Annotated in this window: 12 protein-coding genes; 10 read left to right on the top strand and 2 right to left on the bottom strand. The window is 55.8% G+C overall.

Features of this window, described 5'->3' with window-relative positions; translation table 11 throughout:
* Positions 1-13: 13 nt before the first annotated feature.
* The 4 genes from recN (at position 14) to COHPA_RS26025 (ending at position 5,757) form a co-directional block, all read left to right on the top strand.
* Positions 14-1,699, top strand: coding sequence for a DNA repair protein RecN (gene recN, locus COHPA_RS0104705; RefSeq protein WP_027085046.1), 1,686 nt, complete (start codon positions 14-16; stop codon positions 1,697-1,699).
* 168 nt (positions 1,700-1,867) lie between these two features.
* Positions 1,868-3,172, top strand: coding sequence for a SpoIVB peptidase (gene spoIVB / locus COHPA_RS0104700; RefSeq protein WP_035120067.1), 1,305 nt, complete (start codon positions 1,868-1,870; stop codon positions 3,170-3,172).
* A gap of 239 nt (positions 3,173-3,411) precedes the next feature.
* Positions 3,412-4,230: a sporulation transcription factor Spo0A gene (gene spo0A / locus COHPA_RS0104695; RefSeq protein ID WP_027085044.1), complete on the top strand. Its 819-nt coding sequence runs from the start codon at positions 3,412-3,414 to the stop codon at positions 4,228-4,230.
* 438 nt (positions 4,231-4,668) lie between these two features.
* Positions 4,669-5,757, top strand: coding sequence for a foldase protein PrsA (locus COHPA_RS26025; RefSeq protein ID WP_027085043.1), 1,089 nt, complete (start codon positions 4,669-4,671; stop codon positions 5,755-5,757).
* A 71-nt stretch (positions 5,758-5,828) separates the two neighbouring features.
* Here the strand turns inward: COHPA_RS26025 and COHPA_RS0104685 are convergent, their stop codons facing one another.
* Entirely contained in the window at positions 5,829-6,140 is a 312-nt protein-coding gene (locus COHPA_RS0104685) for a DUF2627 domain-containing protein (protein WP_027085042.1), read from the bottom strand.
* A 158-nt stretch (positions 6,141-6,298) separates the two neighbouring features.
* Here COHPA_RS0104685 and lpdA point away from each other — a divergent pair, with 158 nt between their 5' ends.
* The 5 genes from lpdA (at position 6,299) to lipB (ending at position 12,124) form a co-directional block, all read left to right on the top strand.
* Positions 6,299-7,729, top strand: coding sequence for a dihydrolipoyl dehydrogenase (gene lpdA, locus COHPA_RS0104680; protein ID WP_027085041.1), 1,431 nt, complete (start codon positions 6,299-6,301; stop codon positions 7,727-7,729).
* 179 nt (positions 7,730-7,908) lie between these two features.
* Positions 7,909-8,937, top strand: a complete 1,029-nt coding sequence (locus COHPA_RS0104675) for a thiamine pyrophosphate-dependent dehydrogenase E1 component subunit alpha (protein WP_027085040.1) — start codon at positions 7,909-7,911, stop codon at positions 8,935-8,937.
* The gene (locus COHPA_RS0104670; RefSeq protein ID WP_027085039.1) at positions 8,937-9,923 is read left to right on the top strand and encodes an alpha-ketoacid dehydrogenase subunit beta; all 987 of its coding nucleotides are present in this window, start codon (positions 8,937-8,939) and stop codon (positions 9,921-9,923) included. Before COHPA_RS0104675 ends, COHPA_RS0104670 begins: the two co-directional genes overlap by 1 nt.
* A gap of 35 nt (positions 9,924-9,958) precedes the next feature.
* The gene (locus tag COHPA_RS0104665; RefSeq protein ID WP_027085038.1) at positions 9,959-11,266 is read left to right on the top strand and encodes a dihydrolipoamide acetyltransferase family protein; all 1,308 of its coding nucleotides are present in this window, start codon (positions 9,959-9,961) and stop codon (positions 11,264-11,266) included.
* A 153-nt stretch (positions 11,267-11,419) separates the two neighbouring features.
* Entirely contained in the window at positions 11,420-12,124 is a 705-nt protein-coding gene (gene lipB, locus COHPA_RS0104660; RefSeq protein ID WP_027085037.1) for a lipoyl(octanoyl) transferase LipB, read from the top strand.
* On the opposite strand, the gene COHPA_RS26405 is transcribed toward lipB, so the two are convergent.
* Entirely contained in the window at positions 12,096-12,176 is an 81-nt protein-coding gene (locus COHPA_RS26405; protein WP_425393702.1) for a hypothetical protein, read from the bottom strand. The two genes, lipB and COHPA_RS26405, sit on opposite strands and share 29 nt — an antisense overlap.
* 83 nt (positions 12,177-12,259) lie before the next feature.
* On the opposite strand from COHPA_RS26405, the gene COHPA_RS0104655 reads away from it, so the two are divergent.
* Positions 12,260-13,393, top strand: coding sequence for a M20/M25/M40 family metallo-hydrolase (locus tag COHPA_RS0104655; RefSeq protein WP_027085036.1), 1,134 nt, complete (start codon positions 12,260-12,262; stop codon positions 13,391-13,393).
* Positions 13,394-13,691 lie beyond the last annotated feature (298 nt).

Below are 13,691 nucleotides of genomic sequence, written 5' to 3'. Positions count from 1 at the left end.
GGGACTCATACGTATGCTGCGTGAGCTTACGATTCGGAATTTGGCTGTCATATCGCAAGTAACGGTCCGGTTTCATGGCGGATTCCATGTGTTGACGGGGGAGACGGGCGCAGGCAAATCGATCGTTATCGACGCGCTCGCGCTGGCGTCGGGCAGCCGCGGTTCGGCCGAGATGATCCGGCACGGCAACGACCGCGCAGACGTCGAAGCGCTGTTCGACGTATCGCCGAACCATCCCGTGTGGGAGACGCTTAACCGGCTCGGCATCGAAGCAGAACGAGAGGAGACGCTGATCGTTCGCAGGGAGCTGCAGGCGCACGGCAAATCTTCCGCCCGGATTAACGGGCAGAGCGTCACGCTGTCGATGCTGCGAGAAGTCGGAGAACATCTCGTGAACATCCACGGCCAGCACGAGCCGCAGTCGCTGCTGCGGACGGACCGCCATCTCGAATGGCTGGACTTGTTCGCCGGGGAACAGATCGCTTCCGAGAAGGAACAATATTCGAAGCTGTATCGTCAATACATCGCCGTCGGCAAGGAACGGCGCGACTTGGAATCGAAGTCCAGGCAAGGCATGCAAATGCTCGATCTGTACCGCTATCAGATCGAAGAGATCGAGCAGGCGAAGCTGAAGCCGGGGGAAGACGAATCCCTGCAAGACGAGAAGCGCAAACTAACGCATGCCGAGAAATTGGCGGAAGCGGTAGCCGAATCCCATGAGCTGCTGTACGGTAACAAAGGCATGGGCGCAATATCGCGCGCGCTAAACCGGCTGCGCGACGTTGCCAAAGTCGATCCCGCCGTGCTGGAGCCGCTCGTCGAGCAGCTGCAATCGGCTTATTACGGCGTAGAAGACGCCGCTTACCAGTTGCGGGATTACAGAGAGACGATCGAATTCAACGCCGACCGTCTCGAGGCGATCGAGGAGCGGCTGGATCTGATCCATTCCCTGAAACGCAAATACGGAGAGACGATCGAGCAAGTCGTCGCTTATATGGAACGAAGCCAATCGGAAGCGTCTCAACTGGAGAACAGCGACGAGCTGCTGAAGTCGCTCGCCGAACAAGAGGAAGCTTTGCTCGCGGAGCTGCGGACCCGCGCCGATACGCTGTCGGCTATCCGCCGCGACGCATCCCGCGTGCTTGCCGCCGCGATCGGGGAAGAGCTGGCGGCGCTGCAAATGAACCGCTCGGTGTTCGAAGTGAAGCTAGCCGCCGGTCCGTTGACCGCGTCGGGCATCGACACGGCGGAATTTCTGCTTTCCTCGAACCCTGGGGAACCGCCGAAGTCGCTGGCCAAGATCGCGTCCGGCGGCGAGATGTCCCGCGTCATGCTGGCGCTTAAAGCGATCTTCGCCCGCATCGACGAAGTGCCGGTGCTCGTCTTCGACGAAGTCGACACCGGCGTAAGCGGACGCGCCGCGCAGGCGATCGCGGAGAAGCTGTCGCTGCTCTCGCGCAATTGCCAAGTGTTCGCGATCACTCACTTGCCGCAAGTCGCTTGCATGGCGGATCATCAATACGAGATCTCCAAGCAGGTGACGGACGATTCGCGCACGATTACGTCCGTTACCGAATTGTCTAAGGCGCAGCGCGTGGAAGAACTGGCGCGAATGCTCGGCGGCGTGGAAGTAACGGAAAAAACACGTCATCATGCTCAAGAAATGCTTGCTTTGGCCGAAACCCGAAAAAACGCGTAGCGACGGCACAATTGAATGACGTAGGAAGCTTTTCGGGAACATAAAAGCGGGGGGGCACGGTTACCTTATAGGTACGTCATCGGCACGAATCATGAATGATTGGTGAACGCCGGTTAACCTGTAAGGGAGCGTGAGAACTTGTACCAGCAACCGTCCAGAAAACGCCGGATGGGACTTGTCATCGTTCTAATCCTCTGTATCGTCGTCTGTTCCGCGCCCGTTCAGCATTTCGCGGCATTTCCGAGCAAGCTGAGAATGTTCCAAGGACAAGCGTTATCCCTTCATTACGAAATGCCGGTTTACGCGGAAGGCTTGCTTGATCCGCGCGTGGCCGGCATTAACGGAAGCGATAACGGCAAAGTTCCCGTAGATCTTCGCCGGCCTTTATCCATCCAGCCTAAGCATAGCGGCAATACAGAGCTGAAGCTTCGGTTGTTCGGCAAGATCCCTTTCAAGACCGTACAATTGCAAGTCATTCCCGATTTGCGGGTGATCCCCGGAGGCCAGACGATCGGCGTAAAAGTGAAATCGGCCGGCATTATGGTCGTCGGACACCATTTGGTTAAAGCATCGGCGAACAAGAAAATATCGCCGGGCGAGGAAGCTAAGCTTCGGCTTGGCGATCTGATCGTCGAAATCAACGGCGAGCCCTGCAACGACATTACGAAAATCGCCGCGTTCGCGGAGTCTGCCGGACGGAATCGCTCGCCTATGCGAATGCTCGTTCAGCGGGGCAAGGATCGGTTTCGGACGACATTAACGCCGGCTTACGATGTAGAAGACAAAGCGTGGCGTCTCGGATTGTACATTCGCGATTCCGCGGCGGGCGTAGGCACGTTGACTTTCTACGCGCCTGATCAAGGAGTCTACGGAGCTTTGGGCCACGTTATTACCGATATGGATACGCAGACGCCGATCGTGGTCGGAAGCGGAGAAATCCTGCAATCCAAAGTGACGTCGATATCCAAAAGCCAGAACGGCGAGCCGGGCGAGAAGAGGGCCAGCTTCATTAAAGAAGGCCGCACGCTGGGAAGCGTGGAACGCAACACGTCGTTCGGCATATTCGGCCGGATGAAAGCATTGCCGGATCACGCTTATCATGCCGATCCGATTCCGGTAGCGTTCGCGGAAGAAGTCGAGGAAGGACCGGCGCAAATCTTAACCGTCGTGAACGGCCAGAAGGTGGAGCGCTTCAATATCGAGATCGCGCATGTATCCAGACAGTCCGCGCCGGCAACGAAAGGCATGGTCATACGCATCACGGATCCGAAATTACTGGAGCGTACGGGCGGAATCGTTCAGGGAATGAGCGGTAGTCCGATCATCCAGAAAGGGAAGTTGGTCGGGGCCGTCACCCACGTGTTCGTCAACGATCCAACCTCAGGATATGGGTGTTTTATCGAGTGGATGCTACAAGATGCGGGAATCATGTTGAATTCTACACAGGAGCAATCAACGTCTAAGGCGGTTTAACGCCTTAGATTTTGCTTATTTTCCGCACATCTAAATCCGAACATTTGTCGAAAAAGAAAGAATTAAATCGTCATTTGACGTAAATTAATAATTATATTCTATAACATCAAAAAAATAAAGAAAAAGTTTAAACTCGAAGAAGGATTTGCTAAACGCCATGTCGAAATCGGATTAACAGGGAAACGATAATATGCGTTTTTCAGAATAAAATCTCGCATAGAGAAAGGGAGGACCAGACATTGCAGCGGATTGAAGTGTTCCTTGCAGACGACAACCGAGAATTTACGAATTTACTTTCAGAGTACATCCAAGAACAGGATGATATGACGGTCATCGGAGTGGCGTACAACGGAGAAGAGGTCATTCGTCAGCTTGAGGAAACCCGTAGAGTTCCGGATGTCATGATCCTCGATATTATTATGCCGCATTTAGACGGCCTGGGCGTACTGGAGAAATTGCGGGATATGAATTTATCGCCGATGCCTAAAATCATTATGCTGACGGCATTCGGCCAAGAGAACATTACGCAAAGAGCGGTGCAACTCGGAGCATCCTACTACATATTGAAACCGTTCGACATGGACGTTCTCGCTAACCGGATTCGTCAACTGGCCGGCGTGTCATCCCCGGTATCCGTGTCGTCCTCCGCTTCTTCGGCGGCAGGAAGCGCGATTCGCTCGAATATCGTGCCGATCGGCAAACCGAAAAATCTCGATGCCAACATTACGAGCATCATCCACGAGATCGGCGTTCCCGCGCATATTAAAGTGTATCAATATTTGCGCGAAGCGATCACGATGGTGTATAACAACATCGAAATTCTCGGAGCGATCACGAAGACGCTGTACCCGGCGATCGCCGAGAAATTCAAGACGACGCCAAGCCGAGTCGAACGCGCGATCCGCCATGCGATCGAAGTCGCTTGGACGCGCGGCAACATCGACAGCATCAGCCACCTGTTCGGCTACACGATCAACATCGCGAAGTCGAAGCCGACGAACTCCGAGTTCATCGCCATGGTAGCCGACAAGCTCCGCATCGAGCACAAGGTGAGCTAGGAGGCTCAGGGTAAGGATTACAGCTAGACTAAAAACCGCCGATAGGCGGTTTTTTTATGCTCTAGTAGCCGGTTCATTGTTCATGGCTAGCGACCGCGAACACATTAACAGCAAATCGATAGTTATTTTTAGGAAATCGGGTGTTCTGGGGAAAATAACAACAGATCGACTGTTAATTGGACATCAACGCTGGAGTTGTAGCTTTTGGCTGGAAACTAACTGCAAATCGTTGTTATTCAACTATTTTGATCAGGAAGCAGACGAAATAACTGCAAATTGTTGTAAAATAACTGCTCTTTTTTTCGTCGTTATTTTTCATCTTGTTTTAATGTACGATCTCGAAAATCTGATATAGTAGGGAGGTTAGTTTTTTTAAATAAGAGGTGAGTCAGTTCGAGCCCGACGAAGATTCACTACTATTGAGGAGGCAACATCGCAATGAACGAATGGAATAAAGAGCAAGCGAACGCGCCGGAGAGCGACAATCGCGATCACGCGGAGACGCTTGACTTGGAGACGGAACGGGAAGAGAATGAAGCATTGCTGAGCGCCGACCCTGTACAACAAGCGCCTAATGCCCCTAAATCGGCGATGCCGGCTTGGCCTTGGATCGTCGTGTCGGTTGTCGCGGTCGCCGCGCTGGCCGTCGTGCTCATTATCAATCCGATGGGCGGTTCGAAAGAGAAGCTCGTGAAGTACGACGGAGGCGCGTTATCGAAAGCCGACTTCTACGAAGGAATGGAAGACATGCTGTTCGGGGATCAGATTTCCCAGATGGTAGACTCCGTCGCGGAGAACAAGCTGGTTAAGCAGCTGGCTGACAAAGCCGGCATTGCCGTAACGGACGACCAGTTGGATAAAGAAGTCACTGATTTTGCAGGCAACTTCGGCGGTATGGAAGCGCTGCAGCAAGCGCTCGATCAACAAGGCATTTCGATGGATGAATTGAAACAGAAACAAGTCGCGCCTACTCTGCTGAGGAAGTTGCTTTACCAGAACCAGAACCCGGCAACGGACGCGGTGATCCAAGCGTACGCGGACGAGAATAAAGATGCGATCGCGGCGCAGAAAAAGGTAAGAGCTTCTCACATCCTCGTGGCAACGAAAGAGGAAGCGGACGCGATCGAGGCTGATTTGAAAGCAGGACAAGACTTCGCGGAACTGGCGAAATCGAAGTCTACCGATACGGGTTCGGCCGTTAACGGCGGCGATCTGGACTACTTCGGTTCCGGCCAGATGGTTCCGGAATTCGAGGAAGCCGCCTTCAAGCTTAAAGTCGGAGAGGTCAGCGAACCGGTCAAATCGGATTTCGGCTACCACATCATCAAGGTTACGGACATCCAGGAGCCGGACGTTCAGACGTTGTACTGGCAAGAACAGTTGAACACGAACGGCACGACGTGGATGGACAAGCTTAAAGCGGACAACCATTGGGAGAAAATCGGCGAGAAGAAAGATGCGCAAGCTTCTCCGTCCGTATCGCCTGAAGCTTCGCCGTCGGCTTCGGCATCGGCAACGACCGAATAAGCCGCGGAACAACGACGAAGGCTCCTGTGCCCGATTGGGCGCAGGAGCCTCTTTGGTATGCAATCCGTTTATCATTCCGCTTGGTTGTCTTCGGGCGCTGGTTGAGGACGCGGCGGCCGTTTGGGACGAAAGCGCGGGGCCAAATAATTGCGCTTGCGGTCGCGATAGAACACCCATCCGCCGATAAAGGCGATCCCTAGCAGAAACAAGAACGCTCCGAGAACGAAAGATCCCCAGGCGAAGTTCGGAGTAATCTTCACGTCGCCCATATCCGCGAAGTAATCGAAGAGGGCGTCTTTCATAAGCAGGAACCCTTTGGCGGCCGACAGGCCGGGAATAACGAGAAGCAGAATGGCGATGAGCCTCTGAATAATTAATTTCATAGGATGATAAGGGCCCTCCTTCCACTTCTATAATCATAACGATTCCAGGGTTTATTGTCTATGAAAGCGTCACATTGGCACATTTTCCCGGGGGTTTTGTTCCTAGCGGCAAAACGATGTACAATAGAGAGCGAGCAACTATACGGAGGGGAAACGCAATGCCAATCGAAGTCGATGTCGCCATTATCGGCGGCGGGCCGGGAGGCTACACCGCGGCGGTCAGGGCGGCGCAAGCCGGACGCAGCGTCGTCATCATCGAGCAAGACAAGCTTGGCGGCACGTGTCTGCATCGCGGCTGCATTCCGAGCAAATCGCTGCTGCGAAGCGCGGAAGTATATGCTACGACTGTGGCAGCATCAGCCTACGGCGTGCAGGTTCCGGACGGGGAGATTCGCGTCGATTGGACGACTGTGCTATCGCGCAAAACCGGAATCGTCGAGCAATTACATAAAGGTTTGCAAGCGCTCATGAATCAGCATCGCATTCAGGTGCTGCACGGGAGCGGCAATATTATCGGTCCTAATATTTTCTCTCCGCGCAGCGGATCGGTGTTCGTCGCGCTCGATAACGGCGAGACCGAAACCATCGTGCCGAAGAACGTCATCATCGCGACGGGATCGCGGCCACGCCGGTTAGACGGATTGCCGTACGACGGAACGACGGTCGTCACGAGCGACGAGGCGTTCGGCTGGCCGAGACTGCCGAAGTCGATCGTCATCGTCGGAGGAGGCGTCATCGGCGTGGAATGGGCTTCGATGCTGAGCGACTTCGGCGCGGAAGTGACGATCGTAGAGGCTGCGGACCGGCTCGTGCCGGGCGAGGACAGAGACGTCAGCTCGGAGCTGGCCAAAGCGCTTAAGAAGAGAGGCGTCAGCGTGCTGACCGGCGCCGCGCTTCGGATCGAGTCGTGCCGGGTTGACGAAGGCGGCGTGCATGCGGACGTCGTTCTCGGCGATAAGACGCATTCGCTGAGCGCGGAGAAGATGCTCGTGTCGGTAGGCCGTCAAGGCAACGTCGAGCATCTGACGTTGGAGAATACGGACGTGAAGACGGATAGAGGGTTTGTCGTCGTCGATGCGAAGACGCTGCAGACGGGAGAGTCCCACATCTACGCGATCGGCGATTGCATCGGAGGCGTTCAACTGGCTCATGCAGCCATGCACGAGGCCGCGGTTGCGGTCGATCATATGCTGGGTACGAAACTGCCGCGTTCGGCTGACCGGGATATTCCGCGCTGTATTTATTCAAGGCCGGAAGCCGCGTCGATCGGCTATTCCGAAGCTGACGCGAAGGCGAACGGCCATGCCGTGAAGACGGCCAAAATTCCGTTGCGAATTCTCGGCAAAGCGCTCGTGTACGGCGAAGCCGAAGGGTTCGCGAAGGTCGTCGCGGATGAGAAGAGCGGAGACTTGCTCGGCGTTCATCTCGTCGGCGCGCACGCGACCGATCTGATCGCCGAAGCGTCGCTCGCAAAGCTGCTGGATGCCGTGCCTTGGGAGATCGGCCGCGCGGTCCATCCGCATCCGACGCTCTCCGAAGCTTTGCAAGAAGTCATGCTGGCGTTGGACGGAGGAGCCGGACACGCTTAACCATACCGAAACCGCGGCATGCCGCATCGTCCCTGCACAGCTCCAGGCGCGCCGAAGCGTGCTTGGAAACCTTGTGTAGTTGGACGTTTCTTTTTGTTACCAAGGAGAGTATAATAGGGATTAAGTTCAAGTATTAAGACCAGGTTATAATACAAAGTGAAAGCTAGGAGGACGCGCCTATGAAACAGTCCGGTTCCGTCCAGCAAACTTCAAGGCATGCCCGGTTAGGCTTATCCGACGAGCGAGTCGTCGAGATGTACAGAATGATGCAGCTTGCTCGAAAGTACGACGAGCGAGGCCAATTGCTTAAGCTCGCGGGCAAAGTGAATTTTCATATTTCGGGCATTACGCAAGAGCCGTCGCAAGTCGCCATGGCGTTCGCGATGGATACGACGACCGACTGGTTCTTGCCTTACTACCGGGATTACGGCTTCGTGCTTTCCGTCGGCATGACGGTCAAAGACCTGATGCTGGCCCTGTTCGCTAAAGAGGAAGATCCGAACAGCGCGGGACGCCAGATGCCGGGTCACTTCGGTTCCAAGCGCCTGCGCATCGTAACGGGCTCGAGTCCCGTAACGACGCAAGTGCCGCATGCGACCGGCATCGCGCTCGCCGCGAAGATGCGCGGGGAGAAATCCGTGTCTATCGTCTCGTTCGGAGACGGATCGAGCAACCAAGGCGATTTTCATGAAGGCTGCAACTTTGCCGGCGTGCATAAGCTGCCTGTTATTTTCGTTTGTCAGAACAACCAATACGCGATTTCCGTTCCTTTGTCGAAGCAGACGCGGGGCAACATTTACGAGCGCGCGATCGGATACGGGTTTCCGGGCATCCGGGTGGACGGCAACGATCCGCTCGAAGTGTACCGCGTCGTGAAAGAAGCGCGCGAGCGGGCGATCGCCGGCGAAGGGCCGACGCTCGTCGAGATTATTTCGTACCGCGTGACGGGACACTCCACGACGGACAACGATTTGGATTATCGGACGAAGGAAGAAGTCGAGCCGTTTAAGCAGAACGACCCGATCGACGGCTTCAGAAATTATCTCGTCGAAGCCGGGTTATGGTCCGACGAACAGGAAACGAAGCTGCTGGCGGAGTTTCGCGCGATCATCGACGAAGCGACCCAGTACGCGGAGCGTGCCCCGTTCCAGCCCGCGGAAGATTCGGAACGGTACGTCTTTGCGGATTCAAGCGAGGTGAAGAGCTGATGGCGGTCATCGAATATATCGAAGCGATTCGTCTGGCCATGAAGGAAGAGATGGAACGCGACGGCAGCGTATTCGTCCTCGGCGAGGACGTCGGCAAGAAGGGCGGCGTATTCGGCACGACCAAAGGCCTCTACCAGCAATTCGGCGAGGAGCGGGCGATCGATACTCCGCTCGCGGAATCCGCGATCGCCGGCGTAGCGATCGGTGCGGCGATGGTCGGAATGAGACCGGTCGCGGAGATGCAATACTCCGACTTCATGTTCCCGGCAACGAATCAAATAATTAGCGAAGCGGCGAAGATCCGTTATCGCTCCAATAACGATTGGGATTGTCCGATCGTCATCCGCGCGCCGATCGGCGGCGGGATTTTCGGCGGATTGTACCATTCCCAATGTCCGGAGTCGGTGTTTTTCGGCACGCCGGGCCTTAAGATCGTAGCTCCGGCAACGGCTTACGACGCGAAAGGCTTGCTGAAGGCGGCCATCCGCGACCCGGATCCTGTGCTGTTCTTCGAGAACAAGAAGTGCTATCGTCTCATCTCGGACGAAGTGCCGGACGAAGACTACATCGTTCCGATCGGCAAAGCGAACGTCATGAGAGAAGGCAGCGACATTACGGTTATCGGATATAGCATGCCGCTGCATTTTGCCATGCAGGCGGCAGAAGAGCTGGCGCGGGACGAAGGCGTCGAAGCGCATATTCTCGATTTGCGCACGATTCAACCGCTCGATCGGGAAGCGATTCTCGAAGCCGCTGCGAAGACGGGCAAAGTTCTTATCATACACGAAGATAACAAGACCGGCGGAGTCGGCGCGGAAGTCGCCGCGATGATCGCCGAAGAGCTGCTTTACGATCTTGATGCGCCGATCCGCAGGCTGTGCGGCCCGGACATTCCGGCAATGGCGATTAACCCGCCGGGAGAGAAGCATTTTCTGCTCAACAAAGAGAAAGTCAAATCGGCCATGCTTGAGTTGGCGCGGTACTAGAAGACCGGCAGCCGGTTGCAGGAAGGAGATTGTTTATGGCAAAACAAATCGTCGAAGTAACGATGCCGCAGCTCGGCGAATCGCTCGTATCCGCAACGATCGATCAATGGTTGAAGCAGCCGGGGGACAGCGTGGATATGTACGAGCCGCTTTGCGAGCTCATCACCGATAAAGTGAACGCGGAGCTCCCTTCCACGGTGAAAGGAACTCTCGTCAAAATTTTGGCCGGGGCGGGCGAGACGATCGAGGTTGGCGCCGCGATCTGTCTCGTCGAGACGGAGGCGGAGGCGGAGGATACGCCTGCCGCGACGTCTGCTCCGACTATCCAACAACCCGTGCAGTCGCAGACGAACGCGCGGCCTACCGGCGTCGCGGCAGCAGCCGCGGCGGGGTTCGATGCGAACGCACCGATGAGAGCCCGCTATTCGCCGGCTGTGCAGAGAATCGCTGCCGAACGCGGCATCGACTTAGGCTTGGTGACGGGCACGGGCGAAGGCGGACGCATTACGCGTAAGGACGTGCTTGAATACAAGCCCGGGGCAGCGGCGCAATCGCGTGTCGCACCGGCAGCGCCGATCCGTGCGCCTCGCATCGCCGAGACGTCGGACCTCCCGACCGTCGTCGTCGAAGGCGCGACGGCACCGGGACGCGAATACTACATCGACGTTACCCCGATCCGCAATACGATCGCTAAGAATATGCGACAGAGCATGAACGAGATCCCGCATGCTTGGACGATGATCGAGGTCGATCTGACGAACCTCGTTCAACTGCGTTCCAAGCTTAAGGACGACTTCATGAAGAACGAAGGCATTAACCTTACGTATATGCCGTTCCTGATGAACGCGGTCGTATCGGCGATCAAAGAGTTCCCGATCATGAACTCCGTCTGGGCGACGGACAAAATTACGGTCAAGCGCGATATTAACATCTCGATGGCCGTCGGTACGGAAGGCTCCGTACTGACTCCGGTGATCCGCAACGCCGACCAGAAGAATATCGTCGGGCTCGCTCACGAGATCAACGACTTGGCGAAACGGACCCGCGAGGGCAAGCTTAAGCTGAACGACGTGCAAGGCGGTACGTTCACGCTCAACAACACCGGCACGTTCGGATCGGTCCTGTCCTATCCGATCATCAACTTCCCGCAGGCTGCCATTCTCACGTTCGAGGCGATCGTGAAGCGTCCCGTCGTCATCGGCGACATGATCGGCGTACGGTCCATGGTTAACTTATGCTTGTCGTTCGACCACCGGATTCTGGACGGAGTCATTTGCGGTATGTTCCATCAGCGGATCAAGGCCATCCTTGAAAGCTACAATATGGACACGAAGCTGTATTAATAGAGTAATCCCGACTGCAAGAGGGCTGTTCCGTCCGGTCATCTCGGACCGAGGGACAGCCTCTTGACGTCTGTATGCGCCAACGAATTGAGTCGGCGTTTTTATTGCGTTACAATGGATAATGTCACGCAGGGAGGAGGCCCGGTCATCGTTATGAGAACGATATCGACGCAATGGTTATCCATGATCGACTACGGCGAAGCTTGGGAGTTGCAGAAGAATCTCGTGCGGGAGATCGATCGCGAGGAACGGGGCGAGACGCTGCTGCTGCTAGAGCATCCGCCGACGTACACGATCGGTTCCGACCGTCATCCGGAGCATCTGCTATACGGCGCGGAGGAGCTCGACAGGCGAGGGATTTCCCTATACGAGATCGACCGCGGCGGAGATATTACGTATCACGGCCCCGGGCAGCTTGTCGGATACCCGCTGTTGTATTTGGACGCGGCAGGACTTGATTTACATAAGTATTTGCGGACGCTTGAGGAAGCGATTATTCGTCTGCTGGCCGAATTCGGTATCGAAGGCGGAAGGAAGCCGGAGTATACCGGCGTCTGGGTCGGGGACGTTAAGATCGCCGCGATCGGCGTCAAATTCAACAAAGCCCGTTCCCGGCGAGGTTTCGTCACCAGTCACGGGTTTGCTTTGAACGTCAAGCGCAACGTAGAGCAAGACGGGTTTCAGGGGATCATTCCTTGCGGGATTGCCCAATACGGCGTAACTTCGATCGAAGCGCTCACCGGATTGACGCTAAGCGTTGAGGAAATCGGACGCCGGATCATCCCGCACTTCATGGACGCGTTCGAGAGCGAGCACGCAGAGGAAGGCGCTATTGAAACAGAAATCCAAGGCTCATGACGATCGTCGATACCACCATGGTAACTAAAACGGCGTAGACGACGATTTTCATTAGGCGGTTGTTCATCGGTAAAGTCCCTCTTTTCGATCGGTTGTCTCTTTATTATAAAATAGGCGCGTTCAGGAGGAAAGATAATGGTACAGAGAGAACGTTTAATTTCCGAGTTCATGGAGCTCGTTCGGATCGACAGCGAGACGAAATACGAAACCGAAATCAGCAAGGTGCTGCGCGGCAAGTTCGAGGCGCTCGGCCTTGAAGTGACCGAAGACGACGTAGGCGCCAAAATCGGTCATGGCGCGAATAATTTATTCGCATGGCTGCCGGCGAGCGCGGGACAAGAGAACGTGCCTGCGCTGCTGTTCACCTCCCATATGGATACGGTATCGCCGGGCAAAGGCATTAAGCCGCGCCTCGACGACGACGGTTATATCCGCGGCGACGGCACGACGATTCTAGGCTCCGACGATAAAGCCGGGTTGGCGGCAATGCTCGAGGCGGTCCGTCTATTGAAGGAGAACAACATCCCTCACGGGCCGATCCAGTTCGTCATTACCGTCGGCGAAGAGTCCGGCTTGCTCGGCTCGCGGGCGATGGACGGCTCGCGCCTTCGCGCGAAATTCGGCTATGCGCTCGATTCGAACGGCGAAGTCGGCGCGATCGCGGTCGCCGCGCCGACGAACTCGCGTCAATTCATTACGATCAAAGGCAAAGCCGCGCATGCCGGCGTGAACCCGGAAGACGGCATCAGCGCCGTTCAAGTCGCCTCCAAAGCGGTATCTCTGATGAGACTGGGCCGCATCGACAGCCAGACGACGGCGAATATCGGCCGGTTCGAGGGCGGCGGCGAGGTGAACATCGTCGTGGATACGATCAAAATTTACGCCGAAGCCCGCAGCCAAGTGCAGGAGAAGATGGAGCGCCAAGTCGAGTCGATGCGCGAAGCGGTCGCCGCAGCGGCGAAAGAGTACGGCGCGGAATTCGACTTCCAGACGATCACGATTTACCCGGCGTACAACTATGGCGACGAAGACGAAGTCGTGCAGGTTGCCAAAGCCGCGATTACCTCGATCGGCTTGACGCCGCGCACGTTCGCCTCCGGCGGCGGCAGCGACGCCAACATGTTCAACGGCAACGGCGTGCCGACCGTCAACCTGGCCGTCGGTTACGAGGACATTCACACGACGAACGAACGCATCAAAGCGGACGATCTCGTCAAAGTGACCGAACTCGTGATCGCCATCGTTGGGGAAACGGCGTCGCGGAAATAATTAGGATAAAGAAGTCGATGGAAGGTTGGTCAGGAACATGTATCTCCTTCCGGCGGCTGTTCCCTTCGTGAAATTCCGAATATGTAACCTTCATCGATAAAGTTAAACGGTGGCGATCTCGCCACCGTTTTATTTTTAGCCTACCCCTCTCCAAGATCGTCGATCTCAGCTACAATCTGAGGGAGATTCCGTGCAGCACCCCCCGATATTGTCGCTCTGTACGACAATCGAAAACGCTGTGTCGTCGAGAAAGCGGCGGGGATGCACGAAATAGCGCGGTGAGATCGAGTTACGCAGC

It is taken from the genome of Cohnella panacarvi Gsoil 349, from assembly GCF_000515335.1.
Taxonomy (GTDB): Bacteria; Bacillota; Bacilli; order Paenibacillales; family Paenibacillaceae; genus Cohnella; species Cohnella panacarvi.
The sequence above is the reverse complement of the archived record's forward strand: the minus strand, read 5'-3'. Positions and strand labels throughout refer to the sequence as shown.